This is a genomic window from Azotobacter chroococcum, assembly GCF_004339665.1.
GTDB lineage: Bacteria > Pseudomonadota > Gammaproteobacteria > Pseudomonadales > Pseudomonadaceae > Azotobacter > Azotobacter chroococcum.
The window spans coordinates 65,075-83,881 of record NZ_SMMU01000016.1; the positions used below are offsets into that span (position 1 = coordinate 65,075).

The 18,807-nt window shown below is 66.8% G+C and carries 11 protein-coding genes; 1 reads left to right on the top strand and 10 read right to left on the bottom strand.

The annotated features are described in order from the left end of the window. The first annotated feature begins 60 nt into the window (after window positions 1-60). Complete coding sequence (locus EV691_RS14385; protein ID WP_131297538.1) at window positions 61-3,867, top strand: hypothetical protein; 3,807 nt, start codon at window positions 61-63, stop codon at window positions 3,865-3,867. Between the two features lie 75 nt (window positions 3,868-3,942). On the opposite strand, the gene EV691_RS14390 is transcribed toward EV691_RS14385, so the two are convergent. From EV691_RS14390 to EV691_RS14440, 10 genes are all read right to left on the bottom strand, one after another. Further along, window positions 3,943-6,807, bottom strand: coding sequence for a DEAD/DEAH box helicase (locus EV691_RS14390; protein WP_131297537.1), 2,865 nt, complete (start codon window positions 6,805-6,807; stop codon window positions 3,943-3,945). 13 nt (window positions 6,808-6,820) lie between these two features. Continuing rightward, window positions 6,821-8,185 carry a bifunctional UDP-N-acetylglucosamine diphosphorylase/glucosamine-1-phosphate N-acetyltransferase GlmU gene (gene glmU / locus EV691_RS14395; protein ID WP_131297536.1) on the bottom strand — a complete coding sequence of 455 codons (1,365 nt, stop codon included), beginning with the start codon at window positions 8,183-8,185 and terminating at the stop codon, window positions 6,821-6,823. 169 nt (window positions 8,186-8,354) lie between these two features. Next, entirely contained in the window at window positions 8,355-10,148 is a 1,794-nt protein-coding gene (locus EV691_RS14400; RefSeq protein ID WP_131297535.1) for a VWA domain-containing protein, read from the bottom strand. Window positions 10,149-10,166: 18 nt separating this feature from the next. Further along, window positions 10,167-10,664 (bottom strand): hypothetical protein, encoded by a 498-nt coding sequence (locus EV691_RS14405; protein WP_131297534.1) that lies wholly within the window; start codon window positions 10,662-10,664, stop codon window positions 10,167-10,169. Window positions 10,665-10,667: 3 nt separating this feature from the next. Continuing rightward, complete coding sequence (locus EV691_RS14410) at window positions 10,668-11,387, bottom strand: hypothetical protein (RefSeq protein ID WP_242672487.1); 720 nt, start codon at window positions 11,385-11,387, stop codon at window positions 10,668-10,670. A gap of 21 nt (window positions 11,388-11,408) precedes the next feature. Then, window positions 11,409-12,947 (bottom strand): formylglycine-generating enzyme family protein, encoded by a 1,539-nt coding sequence (locus tag EV691_RS14415; RefSeq protein WP_207390146.1) that lies wholly within the window; start codon window positions 12,945-12,947, stop codon window positions 11,409-11,411. 25 nt (window positions 12,948-12,972) lie between these two features. Further along, window positions 12,973-14,196 (bottom strand): ABC transporter permease, encoded by a 1,224-nt coding sequence (locus EV691_RS14420; protein WP_131297533.1) that lies wholly within the window; start codon window positions 14,194-14,196, stop codon window positions 12,973-12,975. Continuing rightward, on the bottom strand, window positions 14,186-14,908 hold the full coding sequence (locus tag EV691_RS14425; protein WP_242672486.1) for an ABC transporter ATP-binding protein: 723 nt from the start codon (window positions 14,906-14,908) through the stop codon (window positions 14,186-14,188). Before EV691_RS14425 ends, EV691_RS14420 begins: the two co-directional genes overlap by 11 nt. Window positions 14,909-15,752: 844 nt before the next feature. Next, window positions 15,753-17,735: a vWA domain-containing protein gene (locus EV691_RS14435; protein WP_207390145.1), complete on the bottom strand. Its 1,983-nt coding sequence runs from the start codon at window positions 17,733-17,735 to the stop codon at window positions 15,753-15,755. A 17-nt stretch (window positions 17,736-17,752) separates the two neighbouring features. Beyond that, window positions 17,753-18,805, bottom strand: coding sequence for a hypothetical protein (locus EV691_RS14440; RefSeq protein ID WP_131297531.1), 1,053 nt, complete (start codon window positions 18,803-18,805; stop codon window positions 17,753-17,755). Window positions 18,806-18,807 lie beyond the last annotated feature (2 nt).

The following is an 18,807-nucleotide window of genomic DNA, read 5'->3' on the forward strand; positions in this document are numbered from 1 at the left end:
GCGCCGCGACCGGGTCCTAGCGTATGGACACCGGTCGGTCCGACGCCTGAGGGGTGGACCATGGACGACAATAAAGATCCTGGCAGCAACTTAGGTCTCTGGCTTCCAGGCAGCGCAGTAATCATCAGCCTCGTGGCCTCGACCTTTGCACTCACGCGCGAGCCGTTCTTCGAGGCACGACCCACGGGTGTGCAATTTCAGATGGAACAGCAAATCGAAGCGCGCCTGTGGCAGGACCCTTTCGATGCGCTCGAGCGTCATCGCAAGAGGCGTAAAGACAGCAAAGATTCTGATAACGCATTCGCATGCACTACCGCGCTTTCCAGCAAACCAACTGAAACAAGGCTTTCGGAACATCCTGCCGTTATGGCCAAAGTGTCGTTGGCAACGAGCGTCGAGACAGCCCACGAACACTCCTCCATTAGGATCAAACTACCGTCGGCAACGACCGCTGAAACGACTTCCGAACCGCCTTCCATTAAGATCGAAGTACCGCCGGCAACATCCTCCGAAACCCCCTTAGAACATCCCATCATCAAGATCGAAGTGTTGCCGGCAACGATCGCCGAAAGAACTCTGGAACTCCCCTCTCTCATGATAGCGTTAGTTGCAAGCGGCCCATATGCTGATGAAGTAGAGGCACGCCGGCGCATGCGCTATTCCATTCTGGCCGGCCTCAAGAATGCTCGGATGGTACCGGAAGATGAGCAGCACATCCGCTGCCTATCTCTTTCAGATGGCTTGGCAAACCCGCAAACGAGCAACGCAAGTAGTCAAAAACTGAGGGAGGTAGAGATTCCCTATGAAACCTTCATTGCCAATCCGCTCGATCCTCCTACAGATCTCGACAACAATAAACGCCTGACTGCCCGGACAATGCTGTTCTGGGTAAAGGAGGAATATCTCGGTACAGAGCCACTGCAAAATCTTGATAATTTACGAATTATCTTGTCGAAAAAACTTGATGAGCTGTACGGTATCCAACCCAATAGCGATGAGCACTCTCCAAATAAGATGCTCAAGGTAATCGGACCTTCCACCTCGACAGTCCTGCACTATATGTATCGCGAGATGTACCGCAAGGAGGCCACTGGTACGCCAATAGGTCCAAATATCGAGTTTTACTCGCCCTTGGCCACGGCCGAAAACAAAATGCTGATACAAGGTCCCGACCAGTCCTCATCTAACGAGGTAGAAACTCAGCAGGAACAGCAAGAAAAACCAGCAGGCAAGAACTCTATAAAGCTGCTGCGCACAGTCAGCGATGATGGCACCTTGTCGCGCCTGCTTCTGGATGAGCTTAAGCGTCGCCGGGTGGATCCGGCATATGGCTTGAAATGCAGCAAGGAGGCACCAGCCAAAGTCGAATCGCTCTGCAATACGAGCGGTTGGGGACAACGCTCCAACCGCATTGCACTGGTTTCAGAATGGGACAGTTTCTATAGCCGCGCAATTACCAAGACGTTCAAGGAGAATATTGTTAAGCACGCTGGGGCCGGGGAAGGTTCATTTGCCGAGGCTAATATCAACAATTGGGTCTTGCAATTCAGCTATCTGCGCGGCCTGGACGGACTGTTGCCCGAGGAGTCCGCAAGTGACAGGAAATTCAACGACAACAAGAAGAACAATCAACGCGATAGCAATCCGCTCGATATCGGCTCGCTTGAGAAGTCTGACGGCAACTCTCAACTCGATTACCTGCGCCGTCTCGCCGATCATATCACCTATCAAGATGAAACCTATCGCCAGAATGGCGAGAGCGGTATCGGTGCCATCGGGGTACTGGGCACCGATGCCTATGACAAGTTGCTTGTTTTGCAAGCCCTCAAGAGCCGGATGCCGAACAAGGTGTTCTTCTCCACCGATCTTGACGCTCGCATGCTGCAGCGTGGCCAGGCAGAGACCGTGCGCAATCTAGTATTGGCCTCGCCCTACGGGCTCACGTTAACGCGCACCCTGCAACAGGATGTGCCACCATTTCGCGACAGTTCGCAGAGCGCCGTATTCGTCGCCGTGCTGGCTGCACAGGCTCCGCACAGCTTCGATGAAAAACTGGCGAAGTTCGACTACTCAGATTCGGGGTTGCTCTCACCCGGCATCTATGAGGTCGGCCTCCACGGCTTTATCCCACTGGCGAGTTCGCGCGCCGATGTTTGCCAGGCATCGGCCAGCGTGCGCTCACGAGCCACCGGCGACAAGGACGAGAGTACCACTCTAGACATTATGAAGTTGCCTTGCCTGCAGGATCAGCCTCTACCACCGTATCCCGAATTATCCGGGGCTGCACGCGATGCTCTCGATAGGTACCTGTCGATATGGTGGGGCAAGCCTTTATCGTTCATCTTGCTGGTGCTGGCAATCTTCCTCGGCTGGTGGTGGATAGAGAAGGAGAAGGAAGAGCATCCTCTGAGCACGGTCGACACACTGCCTGGCTGGGTACGCAACCTACCGCTGACTCTCTACGTTACCGCCTCGCTGTCCGCATTGTCAGCCATTTGGCTGTGGCGCGTTGAGTTCATGTGGGCGACCTTCTTGCTGATCCTACTTGGCATCATTTGCTCGAAATTAAATCGCCGCCGGCTGCGCTCCATGTCGCAGACCAATGGCGCGCTATTGTTCGACGCGCCGGCCTACTACATCGTGGTGCCCATCGTAGTGTTCCTCCTGGCAATACTGTGGGCATACCAGCAACGCCGCAGCCTAACGGAGGACGGTCTGGGCGAGCCGATGTTCCTGTTCGAGGGAATCAGTGCTTGGCCAACCCTGGGACTGCGCTTTATTGCCGTGCTCATATCGATTTCGGCAATAGCCTGGGGCTGGCGTAACTTGCGAATCAACCGAGAGGAGATCGAGCATTCCTACTACTTGTGGAATTGCCAACCGAGTTTATGGAAACACCTTCCGCGCTTCGTTCATAACGGCAAAAGGAAATCCCTTCGGAAATGGTTAGTAGAATTGGGCGATTGCCTGTCCCAAATTTTCTTTCCGCTCTCATCCAGCAGCCTTGCCAAGAGCGAAGCGAGAGCGACTAATGCGCCAGGCCAATCCGACAGTGGCGACAAACGCCCAGTCATTTACTTTGAAAGCTTCTGGGAAGCACATTGCATATGCGGTGCATTTGGCGCCCGCCTGCTACGCGCAATACTCGCTACTTGGATTTTTGTCGTGGCAACCAGCGCGCTCTATGTGCTGTGGCCCATAGAGGGGATCCCCATGCGTGGGGAGCCACAGTTATGGAAGCTGCAGCTTCTGAAGCTGAGCTGGATGGTACCAACCTTCGTCTTCTATCTGCTGGTGTTCTGGGTGGTGGACGCCAATCGTTTGCTGGTGCGATTCATCCACCAGTTGAGCAGCCACCACGCGCTCTGGCCCCAAAAGCTGCAGATGGAGCACGAGAAAATCTTTGGTATTCGCGAGCATCCCTGCATCGACGACTGGGTGGACATGATGCTGATCGCCAGACGCACCGCGGCCGTCAGTCGTCTCATCTATGCACCGACGGTGGTCCTGCTGATTCTGATCATGTCGCGCAGCAGTGTATTCGACAATTGGCCGACGCCACCGAGCATGATCATTTCATTCATGCTGACTGCACTAGTGTTATTTATCTCTGCACTGTCGTTACGGCGTGCTGCAGAGAAAGCGCGTGGCACGGCGCTACAGCGCATTGATGAATATCTGCTGAAAACGCCCGACAGCGAAAAGTACTATACGAAATTCCATTTGATTCGCGAGCGAATCGCGGCACTCAATACGGGCGCTTTCTCGCGTTATTCCGAGGAGCCACTGGTGCGGGCTCTGCTGTTGTCACTGGCGGGCATCGGCGGCTCGGCGATAGTCGAGGTGCTGAACTACTCGAAGTTCTGACCGGTGAGCCACCGGCCCATCCATGACCACGAGTGCGACAAGGGCGGCCTGCCGGCAAGGCAGGCCGCCCTCTCCTCACAGCAGGCCGAAATCCAGCGGATCGTGCTTGCTGTCGTCCTTCAGCACGAAGCGCAGCGACTCGCCCACTATCATGTAGGCGTTGCCGGCAAGGATCTGCCGGGCGGCCAGCACCTCGTACAGCGGCAGCCAGCGGCCCTGGCCGTCGCCGTCGGGCACGCGCAGTTTCAGCTCCGGGCTGGGCAGGTAGTGGCCGTTGCGCACGCGCTGCCAGAGCTTGCGCGCCGGGCGGTAGCTGCTGTCGATTTCGGCGCGGGCGAGGACCTGGTTGAAGTAGGTGCGCTTCTTGCGCTCGGGGCGCAGCACGCCGGCCGGGAAATGCTCGATGTTGCGCATCAGGAAGTCGGCGTAGAAGGCGTAGCGCCGGCCGAGCGGGTATTCGTGGCTGTGGGTCAGCTGCGAGCCGAGCGTCTTGAGGCCGGCGAGCATCAGCTGCAGCGGCAGGTATTCGCCCTGTTGCGGATCGAGGCGGATCAGCCGCCCTTCCACCTCCAGGTCCAGCGGGGTCGCCAGGCGCTCGTAGAGTTCGCCGAAGGGGCCGGCGGCGTACTCCTCGTCCTCGACGGCGCGCTCGAGGGCATAGGACAGCGCGCTGTGGCCGAACAGGTCGCGCTGCTCGGGATCGGCGCCGCGTTCGAGCAGCGCCTCGGCCAGCGGCAGGTTGCCGGCCAGGGTGGCGAGCATCAGCGGGGTGGCGTCCATCGGCGTGCGGTGGTCGACGCCATACTGGTCGCACTGGACGAGGATGTCCTTGAAGTTCTTCTTGCGGTAGGCGCCGAGCTGGCGCTCGACGAGGCTGTCGCGGGTGCGCCAGATGGCGCCCTGGCGAGCGTTGGCGATCAGCTGCACGGCGGGGTTCCAGTGCAGCGTATCGGCCAGGTGCTCGATGTGCCGCTCCTGCTGGTGCCAGAGGGCGAAGTCGAACAGCTGCTGGCGCACCTTGTTGGAGATTTCCTTGGGATCGCGGGCGCGCTCGATCATCGGCCCGGCGGTTTCCCAGTTCCACACCGGCCAGGGCACCTGGCGGGTCTTGAGGATGTCGCGGCGGATCGCCTCGGCCTGTTCCTGCTTGCCCTGCTGCTCCAGGCGGTGCGCCTCGCGCTCCCAGTCCTCGCGGCTGGACTGGCCGGCAGCGATCTCCAGCTTCGCCTCGCCGCCCTGCACGCCCAGCAGTTGCAGCTGCGGATGGCCGTGGTCGCTCTCGATCAGGTAGAGCCGCTCCACCGCGCGGGTCAGCGCGACGTACAGGGCGTTGACGTAGAACTTCCAGACCTCCAGCGACTTGTCCTGCTTGTCGCGGGCGCGGCGGTAGTCCAGCTCGTCCTTCGCCAGGTCGGCGGCGCTGACGCCCTCGCAGATTTCCGCATAGGCCTGGCGCTGGTCGGAGACGAAGCGGTAGAGCACGATGTTGGGGTATTCGAGGCCCTTGGCCTCGTGCACCGAGAACACCAGGGGCGTGCGGAAGTGCTTCTTCGCCTCGGCCTTGTCCTCGTCGCGCAGCACCAGCACGGCGAACCGGGTGGAGGCCCGGGTTCGGGCGTCCAGGTCGCGCTTGACCGCGTCCTTGTCGGCCAGCAGGCGCACCTCGCCCGGCTCGCCGGAGGCGGATTCGACCAGGTGGTTGCTCTCGCGGTCGATGGAGCCGAAGCGCGCATGCTTGATCTTCAGGAGGTCGTTGGCCACCCGGGTGACTTCGCGGGCGTTGCGGTAGTTGATCCGCAGCACCGAGAGGGTCTGCCGCTCTGCCAGCCCCGGATCGCGCCAGAACAGGCCCTTGACCGCGCTCCAGGAAAAGAAGTTGGGGTGGACGATCTGGTTGGAGTCGCCGCAGAGCAGGAACTGGCCGGGCTTTCTGAGGGTTTTCAGCACCAGCGCCAGCTGGGCGTTGGTCAGATCCTGCACCTCGTCGACGACCACGAAGTCGTAGGCCGGCTCGGCCAGCGCCTGCCATTGCTGGGCGATCAGGTTGCTGTCGTACAGGCCGCTTTCCTCAAGCCAGGCCTGGTAGCGGCGGAACAGCTGGTGGACGGCGCTGCGCTGCTCGGCCGGGAAGATCGACTGGCGGGCGCCGAGGGCCAGGTAGGCGGCCTCGTCGAGCACGCCCTCCGGCTGGCTGCCGATCACCCCGCGGAACTCCTCGAAGCATTGGTGGGCGTCGGTGAAGCGGTACTGCTGGCGGTGCCGCTCGAACCAGGCCTTGAAGGCCTGGAAGTTCACCTCGCGGCCGTCCGGCACCTTCAGGGTTTCGAGGAATTCGCGGTAGGCGAGGAACTGCGGCTCCTGGGCGTCGTTGCGGTAGCCGTTGGCGAAGTACAGCTCGCGGGCGTTGCGCGCCAGCCAGGGCGACTGGGTGACGTAGAGCAGCTCGCCCTCCGCCTGGCGCAGCTTTTCCAGGGTCAGGGCGGTCTTGCCGGAACCGGCCGAGCCGACCAGGATCGCCGGCGGCGGCAGGCGGTAGATGGCCTCCTGGGCGTCGTCGAAGGAGATCACCTTGTCCAGCAGGTGGAATTCCCCGCGCCCCGGATGCAGGTAGCGCACCGGCGTGGCGGCGGCCTCGACCTGCGCCGCGCCGGCGTCCTCGATCAGCGCCTCGTCGATCCGCGCGCCGCGCAGGAAGCGGGACTTCTCGTAGGCGTGGTTGGGAATGACCTCCAGGGCCAGGCAGACGGTCTCGTCCCGGTAGCGGACGAAGCTCAGCAGCAGCCGGCTGGCCTGGTCGAGCTTGATGCGGAAATAAGGCGTCGGCGCCAGTTTCTTCAGGTCGACGCTGCGCCAGTCGTCGCGCTCGATGGCGGCCACGGCCTTCTTCAGGGCAGTTTTCAGCCGGCCGGGTTCGAGCCCGGCGTAGGTCAGTACGCGCATGCGCGAAAATCCTTCATTTCTTCTGCTTGGTCGGCCGCTGCCAGCCTTCGATGTTGCGCTGGCGGCCGCGGCCGAGGGCCAGGCTGTCGGCCGGCACGTCCTCGGTGATCACCGAGCCGGCGCCGGTGGTGGCGCGGTCGCCGAGGGTGACCGGGGCGACCAGCGCGCTGTTCGAGCCGATGAACACGTCCTCGCCCATCACCGTCCTGAACTTGTTGGCACCGTCGTAGTTGCAGGTGATGGTGCCGGCGCCGATATTGGTCCGCGCGCCGATCTCGGCATCGCCCAGGTAGGACAGGTGCCCGGCCTTGGCGCCCTCGCCCAGCACCGCGTTCTTCAGCTCGACGAAGTTGCCGACGTGGGCCTTGGCTTTCAGCACCGCGCCCAGCCGCAGGCGGGCGAAGGGCCCGCAGTCGGCGCCCTCGCCCAGCTCGGCGCCCTCCAGGTGGCTGTTGGCCCTGACCTGGGCGCCACGGCGCAGGGTGCTGTCCCTGATCACGCAGTTCGGGCCGATCTCCACGCCATCTTCGATCATCACGCGGCCTTCGAGAATCACGTTGACGTCGATCAGCACGTCGCGGCCGACGCTGACCTCGCCGCGCACATCGAAACGCGCCGGGTCGCGCAGGGTCACGCCCTGGGCCATCAGCCGGCGCGCGGTGCGCAGCTGGTAGTGGCGCTCCAGCTGGGCGAGCTGGATACGGTCGTTGGCGCCCTGCACTTCCATGGCGTCCAGCGGCTGCTCGGTGGCGACCGTCAGGCCGTCGGCCACCGCCATGGCGATCACGTCGGTGAGGTAGAACTCGCCCTGGGCGTTGTCGTTGGACAGCCGTCCCAGCCAGTCGGCCAGGCGCGCGCCGGGCACCGCGAGGATGCCGGTGTTGCCTTCGCAGATGGCGCGCTGCTCGGGGCTGGCGTCCTTGTGCTCGACGATGGCGACGACCTTGCCTGCCGCATCGCGGACGATCCGCCCGTAGCCGGTGGGGTCGACCAGGTCCACGGTGAGCAGGGCCAGGCGGTCGGGGCCGACCTGCGCCAGCAGGCGCTGCAGGGTGTCCGCCTCGATCAGCGGCACGTCGCCGTAGAGGATCAGCACCCGCTCGGCCGACAGCGCCGGCAGCGCCTGGGCCACGGCGTGCCCGGTGCCCAGTTGCTCGGCCTGCAGGACGAAGTTCAGATCGTCCGCCGCCAGTCGCTCGCGCACCAGTTCGGCACCGTGCCCGATCACCACGTGGATGCCCTGCGGCGCCAGCTGGCGGGCCGTGGCGACGACGTGGCCGAGCATCGAGTTGCCGGCGACCGGGTGCAGGACTTTCGGCAGGGCGGAACGCATGCGCGTGCCCTGGCCGGCGGCGAGGATGACGATATCGAGGGACATGGAAAGGATCCTGACATGGACGGAGTGAATGAAGCCTCGGCGAAACCCGGCGCACGGGCAAGTGCGGCCGGGCTCCGACTGTGCCCAGTGCCGCCGGCGCTTTCAAGGCACCCGGGCACAAAGCCGTGAGCGCCGCCCGAAACGCGGCGCTGTGCGGCTCAGACAGCGGTCACTGCCGGCAGTGCGCCGGCGGCAGCACGTCCTGGGCGGCCTGGCGGGTCATCGCGGCCAGTTCGCCGGCGTTCCTGGCGTTGAACACCCGACCGCCGGTGGCCTGGGCCAGACAGTTGCCGGCGCCGGTACCGGCGATGTCGACCACGTTGATCTTCAGGTGCGGCTTGCGCCGCGCCAGGTCGCGGGCCACCGCGCAGGGGTCCTGGCGGCAGCTCTCCTCGCCGTCGGAAACCACCACCATCACCGACTCGCGGTTGACACCGTCGAGCATCTGCCCGGCCTTGGCGACGCCGTCGGCCAGCGGCGTGCCCTCCACCGGCTCGATGGAGTTCAGGCGCGCCAGCAGGCCGCCGCGCTGGGCCGGGGTGAAGAAGCCCATGCTGCGCGAACTGGGGCAGCGCTCGATCAGCACCAGGCCGGCGCTGACGTCGCTGGGCAGGCGCTGCACCACGGCGGTGGTCGCCTGCTTGGCCGCGGTGATGCGCTTGGGCTCGCGGTACAGGTGGCCGGTGGTGTCGATCCCCGGGTTGCCGCCCAGCAGCACGCGCGCGGCGATGTCGGTCATGCCCTGCATCATCACTGCCCGGTCGATCTCCTGCTTGCTCGCCAGCAGGCTGATGTCCATCGAGCCGGAGGCGTCGAAGACGATGGCCAGCTCCGGCGCCAGCTCCTTGGGCCGCTCCTCGGGGCAGAGGTTCTTGGCGTTGGCGATCAGCTGCTGCCGGCACTGCTGCTTGAGCTTCTGCTCGACCTCGCCACGCAGCGTCGGGTTCTGCTTGATCTCCGGGTCCTTGAGCAGCTGCTGCAGGGTATTGCAGTTGCTGCCCGCCGAAACGATGCGCTTATGCGCCAGCTCGACCGGGTCCGGCTTGGGCTCGGGTTTAGGCTCAGGCTTGGGCTCCGGTTTCGGCTCCGGTTTCGGTTCCGGCTTGGGCGCGGGCTTGGGTTCCGGTTTCGGCTCGGGCTTGGGCGGCGCCACCGCCTCGACCTTGGGCTCCGGCTTCACCACGGGCACCGGCGGGACCACGGGCGTGGGCTCCGGTTTTTCCTCGACCGGCGGCACCTCGGGCTCGGGCTTGGGTTCCTCGACCGGCGGCGGCGTTTCCTCAGGCTTTTTCGGCTCCTCGACCGGCGGCCTGGGTTCCTCCTGGACGGCCGGCGGCTCGGTCGCGGCGAGCGGCTCGAGCGGCGGCGCCTCTCGGCCGAGCAGCCACCACCAGAGACCGGCGAGCAGGGCCAGCAGCAGCGCAAACAGCAGCAGCCAGGGCCACCAGCGGCGCTGCGGCGCTGCGGCCGCCAGCAGTGGCGCCGCGCCGCCGGCCGCCGCTATGGGCGCTGCCCCCGGGATGCCGGCAGCGGCCGGCGGGGGTGGCGGTGCGGGCGGTTCGCCGCCGCCCCAGAAGGTCACCAGCGGCTGGCCGTTCAGCGCGTAGAGGGTGGACAGGTCCGGATAGCGGGCGGCCTGGCGCAGCAGCTCGGCCTGGCGCCGGCCCTCCTCGCCCTGCCCTTCGAGACGCTCGGCCAGCTGTGCGATGGAGGCCAGGCGCTCGTCGAGCAGCTGGCGAACCTGCCGCGCCTCCTGCGGCGCCAGCTCGCTGAAGGGCACCGGCTGACCGCCGAGGTCCGAGTACCACTCGATGACGTCGCCTTCGGCCTGCCTGGGTTTGGCGAACAAGGTCGCCGTGCTCGGCGGCAGATGGCGGCGCAGGATGGCCACCAGTTCCGCGTGGCCGGCCAGGGCATCGGTCGCGCTGTGCGTGGCGCTGGATAAACGGGTGATTCGCTTCATGGTCGTCTCTATCCAGCCCTAGCGCAGGCCCAGGTCGCTTTCCAGGCCGGCGAGCCGGGTGCGCAGTTTCTGCAGTTCGTACTGCTTCTGCGCCACGGCCGCGCTGTTGTCCTGGCGGTTGAGGCTGGCCATGTCCTTTTCCAGCGCGGCGATCTCGTTCTGCAGGCGCTGGTTGTTGCGGCCCTTCTGCTTGAGCTCGGCGAGCAGCGCGTTCATCGCCTTGTTGAGCGCGGCGTATTCGCTGCGCTGGCGGTCCAGCTCGCGGCCGACCTCGCTGCGTTCCTTGTCGAGGGCCGCATAGGTGTCGCGGAACAGCTGGTTGGTCTTGCGCTCGTCGAGCAGGATCTTCTCCTTCTGCTCGACGCGCTGGGCGTAGCCGCCGTGCACGTTGCAGCCGAACTTGGTGGCGAAGCCGGCATCGGCGTGGCGCGGATCGCACTCCTGCGGGCTCACCGCGCAGGCGCCGAGCGACAGGCTGGCGGCGAGAAGGGACAGGACTCGGAAAAATCGGTGCATGCTTCAACCCAGGCGGATGGCGGAGCGTTGTCTGTAGAGCTGGTCGATCTCGGCTTCCAGCGAGCTGATCTGCCGCTGCATGCTGTTGATCTCGGCGTTCAGGGTGTCGATGCGCGCGGCGCTGGCGCTGCCGCGCTCGGCGGCGGCGACCTTGCGCCACTCCTGCTGCCGGGTGCGGGCGTTGGCCAGCTTGTCGCGCAGGAACCCCAGGTTGGCGTCGACCTTGGCCAGGCGCTGCTGGGCATGGGCCCTCTGCACCCGCTTGGCGGCGATGTCGCGCTGGATCATGGCGATGCTCTGGCGATCGTCGGCGATCACCGTGCGCGCGGTGCGGCTCAGGTCCTGCAGCTCGCGGTTGTCCTTGCGCACGTCGGCGATGGCCACGTCGAGGCGCTGCTCGGCATTGGCGTACTGGCTGCGGCGCTGGTCGAGGTAGTAGTTGGCGCCCATGCCGGCGCCGCAGCCGACCACCGCCGCGGCGGCCATGCACTCGCCCTTCTTGTCCGGGTTGGCCAGCTGGCAGGCCAGCACGCCGACCACGGCGCCGCCGGCGCAGGCCTGCCAGCCGGACTTGCTGAAGAACTGGGCCGAATTGCTGTTGGCCAGTCGCGGGTCGGTCTGTCCCATGCCCATGCCGGGACCGTCCAGGGTCTCGCAGCCCGCCAGCAGCAGGGCGAGGGCCGCCCAAGCGATTCGTTTAGCCGTGAACGAGGCCACCATCATGTCGAGTCTCGCCTTCTCCGATCAGAGGGTTTTGCAGGATTGCAGCCAGTGGGCACGCGCCACCTTGCCGTCTTTCAGGTAGGTGCGCAGGTTGTTCCAGTGGGTGTCGAGGTAGCTGCGCAGGTTGCTCTTGCCGCGCGCGGCCAGTTGTTGCGCGACCAGGTCGACCTGGGGCTCGACGCTCGCCTGGCTGTAGTTCAGGGCGGTGCCGACCACGCTGTCGGCGTAGTAGTTGAGCATGAAATCGAGCACCTTGCGATGACCGTCCAGCTGCTCCCGGCGCGCCTCGCAGCGCGCCTTGGGCTCGCTGCCGCCGGCCCCGCAGCTGCGACTGTAATTGCCCTCGAGGGTGTCGAGGAAGAGCCCGTCGTCCTTGAGCTTGGTGCAGAGGAAGGCGCCCAGCTGCAGCTCGGAGCGGATCGCCTGGTCGCGCTGTTCGTCGCGCGCCTGGGTGTTGGCGCGCAGCTCGCTGCGCAGTTTCTCCAGCTGCTGCCTGAGCGCATCGTCCTGTACGCCTTCGGCGAGGCTGGCGATCCGGGTCGCCGGGTCTTGGGCCGCCGGCCGCGCGCCGGACTCCGCCGGGGCCTCGGGGCGGGACACGCCGAGCTTCTTCCAGTCGCTCTCGACCTGCTTGATCCGCTCGCGGGAGGTCAGCGCCGGCGCCACCAGGGCGGGCCGGAAGCCGCCGGTCTTCAGGCGGTTCTGCGCGCTGCCGTCGGCAGCGTAGTAGGGCTGCTCCTGGCGCAGCGCGGTGCGCAGCTCGGCCTGCGGGGTCAGGTAGTTGCCGCCGCGCAGGATGTAGCCGCCGGCCTGGCCGTGCTGGCGGTCCAGCTTGTTCAGGTGGAAGGGCTCGAAGAGCATCTCGTCGACGTTGCCGAGCATGTCGTGCAACCCGAGCGGGTTGGGCTTGAGCAGGCCGGCCAGCTGCAGCTGGCCGTTGGCCGATTGCGCGCCGGCGAACCAGGCATAGGCATTGAGCCCCTCCGGCATGGGGAAGCGGACGTCGCGGAACTCCGCCTGGGACACCGCCAGGCCGCCGCGCGCGGCGAACTCCCACTCGACCTCGGTGGGCAGGCGCAGGAAGCCGGCCACGCCGTCTTCCCTGGGCAGCTTGTCGGCGGCGTTCTGGCGCAGCCAGAGGTTGTAGCGATCGGTGAAGGCGACGGCGTCGAACCAGCTCAGCCCGGTCTGCGGCAGGCGCAGCTGGGCCGAGGGCTCGGGGCACTGGCCGTCCATCACCGCGCGATACTGCAGCTCGCTGACCTCGTACTTGGCCAGCAGGTAGTAGCGCCCCGGCTCCGGCTTGCCGACGCTGAAGCTGCCGGCGATGTGGGTCGGCCGCGCCTGCTCGAGGTAACCCCACTCCTCGCTGTCCTGGCCCAGGGTGACGGCGTAGTCGTCGAGCGGGCTGGCCATCGGCACGCGCACCTGGCGCCAGGCCATGAAACCGCCGCAGGGCATCGGCAGCAGCACGTCGTCCTTCTGCGGCTGGGGGTTGTAGTACTTCGCGTCCCAGGCCGCGGCGGCCGGCAGGCTGGCCAGCGCCGCCGCCAGTCCCAGCGCCGCGGCCGGCGCACGGCGCCGCTCAGAGATCCCGCAGGCTTTCCGCCGGTTGAATGTGAATCGCACGATACCCTCCTAGCGCCGCCACCAGGCTGGCGATCAGCAACGCACTGGCGAAGGCCAGCAGAATATGCAGGTTTTCCAGCCGGCAGACGAAGGCGTCGGCGGCCAGGTTGGCGCCCAGGACCCGGTTGAACACCGTGCTGCCGGCCAAATAGGCCGCATAGCCCAGGCCGAAGGCCAGGCAGGTGAGCAGCGCCGCCTGGACCATCACGTAGACGCCGACCGCGGCGCGGCGAAAGCCGAGCAGGCGCAGCAGGGCCAGGTCCTTGCGCTTGCGGTCGATGTTGGCGAGGAAGGCCCCGGCCAGCGAGGCGATGCAGCCGATCGCCGCGGTCCAGGCGATCACCGCGAAGATCAGCCCGAGCACCCGGTCGACGGCCTTAACCGACTCGATCTCGCGCAGCCGGGTACTGGTCTCGATGCGCTCCCCCTCCAGCCAGCCGGCGAGCGGCGCCACCGCATCCAGGCTGCCCGCATAGACCCGGGCGCGGGCATAGCGTTCGCGCGGCAGCGCCGGCCGGCCGCTGGCGAAACCGAGCGCGGGCACCGCAAAGCCGTCGCGAAAATCCTCCATGGCCACCAGCAGGTCCAGCGAGACCAGCAGCGCCGGGCGCGGGAAGGCCGTCTCGGGCAGCACCCCGGCGACCGTCACCTCGCGCTGGCCGCGCTCGCTGTTGCCGTCCAGCTTGCGCAGCACCAGCAGGCGGATGCGCTCGCCGCCGCTCACCTCCAGCTTGCGCGCCGCGCTGGCGCTGAGCAGCACGCTGTCGCCCTGCGGCGGCGCGAGGCGAGCGCCCAGCAGGGGATCGCCGGGGCCGCTGGGGATAACTTCGGCGCCGGCGACGAAGCGCTGGCTGTCCAGCGCCAGATCGGCCTGGGCGTTCAGCGAGCGGGTCAGCGGCATGACGAAGCCGACCCCCGGCTGCGCGGCGAGGCGCGCGAACCAGGCGCGGTCCAGGTCATGGTTGCCGAGCAGGCGGATCTCCAGGTTGCGCGGGTCGTCGAGCAGTTCGCCGCGCAGCTGCGAGACCACGCCGTGCTTGAGGCCGAACAGCAGCAGGAGCGGCGCGATCACCGCCACCAGCGAGGCGACGATGCACAGCGACACCTTGCGGTCGTGCCACAGGTCGCGGGTCGCCAGTCCGGCCAGCAGGCCCCAGCCGGGGCGCGCTTCAGGGCGCATCGCGGAACACCGTGCCACCGTTGTTCTCGGCATCCGGCACGCCCACCAGCCGGCGGATCGCGCAGGCGCGCAGCAGGCCCCAGTCGTGGCTGACCAAGAGGGTGGCGATGCGCAGGCGCTGGGTGGTCTCGACGATCAGCTCGAACAGCCGGCGCGCCTGCAGCGGGTCCAGCGCCGCGGTGGGCTCGTCGGCCAGCAGCAGGTCCGGCTCGTGGGCGATGGCGCGAACGAAGGAGGCGCGCTGGCGCTCGCCGATCGACAGCTGGGCGGGCTTCTTGTGCAGCAGCGGCTGCAGCCCTAATTGCTCGATGGCCTCCTCCACCCGCTCGCCGCTCGCCGGCAGTCCGAGCATGCGCCGCGGCAGGGCGATGTTGCGGCGCACGTCGAGAAACGGCAGCAGGCCGCCGCTCTGCGGGACGAAGCCGAGGCGCTGGGCGCGCAGGTCGGCGAGGCGCGCCTGACGGTCCTCGCGCAGCAGGGCGGCGATGTCCAGCGGCGCGGCATCCGGCGTGGCGGCGTCTGCCTCGTCGCCCAGCTCGTAGCGGTCGAGGCGTTCCGGGCGGAGGATCAGGCCGATCATTTCCAAGAGGGTGCTCTTGCCGCAGCCGCTGGCGCCGGTGATCGCCGCCACCTCGCCGCGTGCCAGCGACAGGCTCGGCAGAAGGATGCGGTAGGTGCCGCGGTGGATGGCGAGGTTTTCGATGTGGAGCATGGGGGGAGTCATGATTCGTTCATGCTCCGGGTGAGCTTCTGGCCTTGGTGCCAGGCCGGGGCGCTTTCCTTGCCTGAAAGCGAGGGGGTTTTGGGGTGCTGGCGGGGAAGTTTGGTGCCGGGCCAAGTACTTTCCTCGGCTGATGCGACAGGTTTCGCCTTGCACGGCGAGTCACTTTCTCTTTGCCCGCGCAAAGAGAAAGCGCGCCCGGTCATCCGGCCCCGGCTGCGCCGGGGGCACGGGACCGGGGAGACTCCTGAAGCACCGTGTCTACCCCAATCGCAAGCGAATTCGTTCCTGCAGGGAGCGAGGCTTAGCGTAGGAGCGAATTCATTCGCGACCCTGGCGGCACCTGAAACTTCGTACCTGCACCGGTCGCGAATGAATTCGCTCCTACAGGGGATCGGGGTGTTGCCCGGAGATTCGGGATCAATCCCGAAAAAAGCTCCCGGCTCTTGGCTCTTCATTTGGCCTTTCCCGGAGGTGGGAACTGCACCCATTCCCCCTTCGTCAGGCCGAGCGGAGTCGGCATGGAAGGGGTCGAGCGGCATGGATGCCGCGACGACTGCATGGATGCAGGAGGTAGAGCGACGCAGGATGCCAAAGCCGAGAGCCGCGAGGGCCATGGATGGCCCTTCGTGGCGCCCCCCTGAAATGACGACGGAGGGAGGGAACCCCGGCGCAGCCGGGGCCTGACGACGGGGGTGGCCTTCTTTTGGGTTACTTTTTCTTGGCCAAACAAGAAAAAGTGACTCGCCGTGCAAGGCGAAACCTGTCGCATCAGCCGAGAAAAGTGCCCGGCCCGGCACCACCCCCCTTCCGCCAACCCCCACCAAACCCAAGATCAAGGCAACGCCTCCAGAGGCACCGGATACACATGATCCCGCGGGTCGCTGCCCTCGGCCAGGGACACCCAGCGGTCGGCGTCGGCGTTGTACTTCTGGTAGTACTTCAGCTTGGTGTTCAGCCGGCGGATGAACTTCTCCTGCTCGAGGCCCTCCATGCCCTTCCAGGTCTCCTCGTCGAGGCTGAGCACCTCGCTGAGGTACGGCAGGCCCTCCAGGTATTCGGCCATCAGGCCCATCTCGGCCAGGGTGGCGGACTTGCCGCCCTTCTGCAGCTGGCTGGGGTCCTTGCCCATGGTCGCGGCCACCGAGCGCAGGCGCTCGAACATCTCGTTGGGCGAGATCAGGCCCTCGTTGGCGGCGTCGGCGATCTTCTTCACCACCTCGGCGAGGTCGCTGAGCTGGGCCTTGGTCAGCAGCACGCGGACCTCGGTGGTCGGCACGTTCTGCTTGACGAAGTCGCGGTCGCTGATCCAGGCGTGGAACACCGGCGGCGCGCTGGCCCCGGTGACTTCGCCGAGGTAGGCCAGGCGCATGGCGTGGCCAAGCTTGGCGGTGTCTTCCAGCAGGGCGTCGTCGGCCGGCTTGCCCTTCTTGCCATAGTCGGCGTCGGCGCCGAGGGCGCTGCCGGCAGCCATCTCGCCGCGGTAGGCGGCCTTGACCTGGCCGGTGATGGCGGCGGCCAGGGCGTCGATCTTGCGCCCGAAGTTATCCACATCACCGGCGTCCACCGGGTAGTACAGCGGCTTGTTGAGGACGGGGTTGTTCGACAGGTCACGGTACTGCGCCTCGGCGGAGGCATGGTTGCTCGCCCCGCTCGGGGTCTTCAGGTGCAGGCTGTAGATGGCCACGCCGCGATGCTTGGCCTCCAGGCGCACCTGGGCGGCGTCGAGGCCGGTGGCGGACAGCGGGTCACTGCCGTCCAGCGCGCCGGCATCGCTGACCAGCACGATGTAGCGGGCACCGAACTGGGTCCAGTCGATGCCGTCCAGGGCCTTCATGACCCCGGCGTAGGCGTCCTCGTCGAAGCGGCTGCTGGACACCGTGGCCGGCTTCAGCGCGGCCATCCGGGCGAGGAAATCCTCGCCGCCCTGCACCTGGGTCGGATCGACGTACAGCTTGCTGACGTACTCCAGCGCCGGCACGGCCTTGACGTTGGAGCGGTAGGCGATCAGGCCGAACTTGACCTGCTTGAGCAGCTTTTCCTGCTCGATGTGCTGGTAGATCTTCCTGATCGCCTCGCGGGTGCGGTCGATGTACGGGCCCATGGAGATGGTCGAGTCGATGACGAACACCACGGCGGCGCTGAAGCCCTTCAGGGTGTTCACCTCGCCGGCCTTGTCCTGGGCGGCCTGTTCGGCGCTCTTCGGCGCGGCGGCGGTCACCGAGGCGACTTCCAACTCGCGCACCCGGAAGCCCTTCTCGGTCATGATTTCCCGGGCATTCAGCACCGGCAGCAGGTAGAAGCGCTTGGCCAGGTCGACGGCGTAGTCCGGCTCGCGGGCGACCACGGAGGCATCGCGGCCCTGGCTGGCCAGGTTGGCGCGGATCGGCTTGAGCAGCTTGCCGGGGTCGCCCGCGGCGAACAGCTTGTCGAGACTCTCGCGCTGGCGGAAGAACAGCAGCGGATCGCGGCCGGCCGGGTTGGTCAGCGCCAGGGTCATCTGCATCTTCCACTCCACCGCGCAGCCGCCATCGATCCAGCCGAGGGTCTTGCCGTAGCTGTCCGGGCCGACCTTGAGCCATTCGGCGCCGCCGACCTGCTGCCGCTGGTACACGTAGAAGCGGGTGAAGGCCGGCTGCGGCTTGCCGCCGGCCACGCCGGGCTGGTCGCCGAGGCGGCAGCTCGGCGTGGTCAGCACGCGCTGGTAGAGGCTCTTCTTGCCGGCCTGCAGCAGGGGCCTGTCGTCGGCCGCCAGCGCCGGGGCGCCGGCCGCCAGCAGCAGGCCGCCGAGCAGGACCATCTCGCGCCACAGGGTCATCTTCGTTGCGTGCGGGTTCATGGTTTCAGGGCCTCCAGGCGCTTCTTGGCGTCCGCGTTGGCGGGGTCGTTGGCCAGGGCGATCTCGTACCAGTAGGCGGCGGTCTCGGCATCGGCGGACTGCACGCAGCCGCCGGCCTTGAAGGTCTGCGGGTCGTACTCGCGGGCGTAGGCGAAGGCGATGGCGGCGTCGCCGGCCTGGGCCTTGTGCGCGTAGAGGCGTTGCACCACGCCGCAGCGCTTGGACTGCTTGGCGGCGTCGATCACTTCCAGCACCTGGGCCGTGGCGGGATTCGAGCGCAGGCAGGCCTGGATGAACGCCAGGTCGTCGCCGGCGCCTTCCAGAGCGGCCTCGCCGCAGGGATTCTCACCGCCGGTTGTGGCGGCAGCAGGCGCCGGCGCCGGCGTCGGGGCCGGGGCGGCCGCCACGGGCGTTTGCGTCTGCGGGCGCAGCACGAAGTACCAGTAGGCCCCCAGCCCGATGCCGAGCAGCAGCACCAAGCCGAGGGCCAGGGGCAGCCAGCGCACCGGCTTGCGCGGCTTCGGCGCCGGCGCGGCGTGGAACTCCTCGTCGCGCTCGGCGACCAGCGGCCGGTCAGGCCGCGGCGTTTCGACCGGCGGCGGCTCGACGGCCGGCGGCTCCGGTTCGGGTTCCGGTTCGGGCGGCACGGCCACCGGCTCGGGCGCGTGCCGGGGCGGCTCGTTCAGCGGCTGCGGGTGGCCGACCGCCGGCGAGGACAGGATATTGCCGACGATGCGCAGCACGCCGCCGTCGCTCTGCCCGGCATCGCGCAGCTGCAGCCGGTAGACCATCTTCGGGTCGCGGACCAGCGGATCGACCAGCCAGGGGCCGACGCTGCCGACCAGCAGCTCGCCGCGACGCTCCAGGCCGTCGATGGCATGCCAGACCGGCAGGCTGTCCCAGCCGCCGCCGGCCTCCAGGTAGAGGCTGTCCTGGTTGCGCAGCACGCTCAGCTCCAGGCCGTCGGTGCCGCCCGGCCAGCCGTGCACGGTCAGTTCGCCATGGCCGGGTTGGCCGCCGGCGGCGGCCGTCAGTTCGATTCTCAGCATGC

Bases quoted from the DNA above. Each gene is read 5' to 3' on its own strand.
- EV691_RS14385 (WP_131297538.1), top strand. From the start codon at position 61: ATGGACGACAATAAAGATCCTGGCAGCAACTTAGGTCTCTGGCTTCCA.
- EV691_RS14390 (WP_131297537.1), bottom strand. From the start codon at position 6,807: ATGCGCGTACTGACCTACGCCGGGCTCGAACCCGGCCGGCTGAAAACT.
- glmU (WP_131297536.1), bottom strand. From the start codon at position 8,185: ATGTCCCTCGATATCGTCATCCTCGCCGCCGGCCAGGGCACGCGCATG.
- EV691_RS14400 (WP_131297535.1), bottom strand. From the start codon at position 10,148: ATGAAGCGAATCACCCGTTTATCCAGCGCCACGCACAGCGCGACCGAT.
- EV691_RS14405 (WP_131297534.1), bottom strand. From the start codon at position 10,664: ATGCACCGATTTTTCCGAGTCCTGTCCCTTCTCGCCGCCAGCCTGTCG.
- EV691_RS14410 (WP_242672487.1), bottom strand. From the start codon at position 11,387: ATGATGGTGGCCTCGTTCACGGCTAAACGAATCGCTTGGGCGGCCCTC.
- EV691_RS14420 (WP_131297533.1), bottom strand. From the start codon at position 14,196: ATGCGCCCTGAAGCGCGCCCCGGCTGGGGCCTGCTGGCCGGACTGGCG.
- EV691_RS14425 (WP_242672486.1), bottom strand. From the start codon at position 14,908: ATGCTCCACATCGAAAACCTCGCCATCCACCGCGGCACCTACCGCATC.
- EV691_RS14435 (WP_207390145.1), bottom strand. From the start codon at position 17,735: ATGACCCTGTGGCGCGAGATGGTCCTGCTCGGCGGCCTGCTGCTGGCG.
- EV691_RS14440 (WP_131297531.1), bottom strand. From the start codon at position 18,805: ATGCTGAGAATCGAACTGACGGCCGCCGCCGGCGGCCAACCCGGCCAT.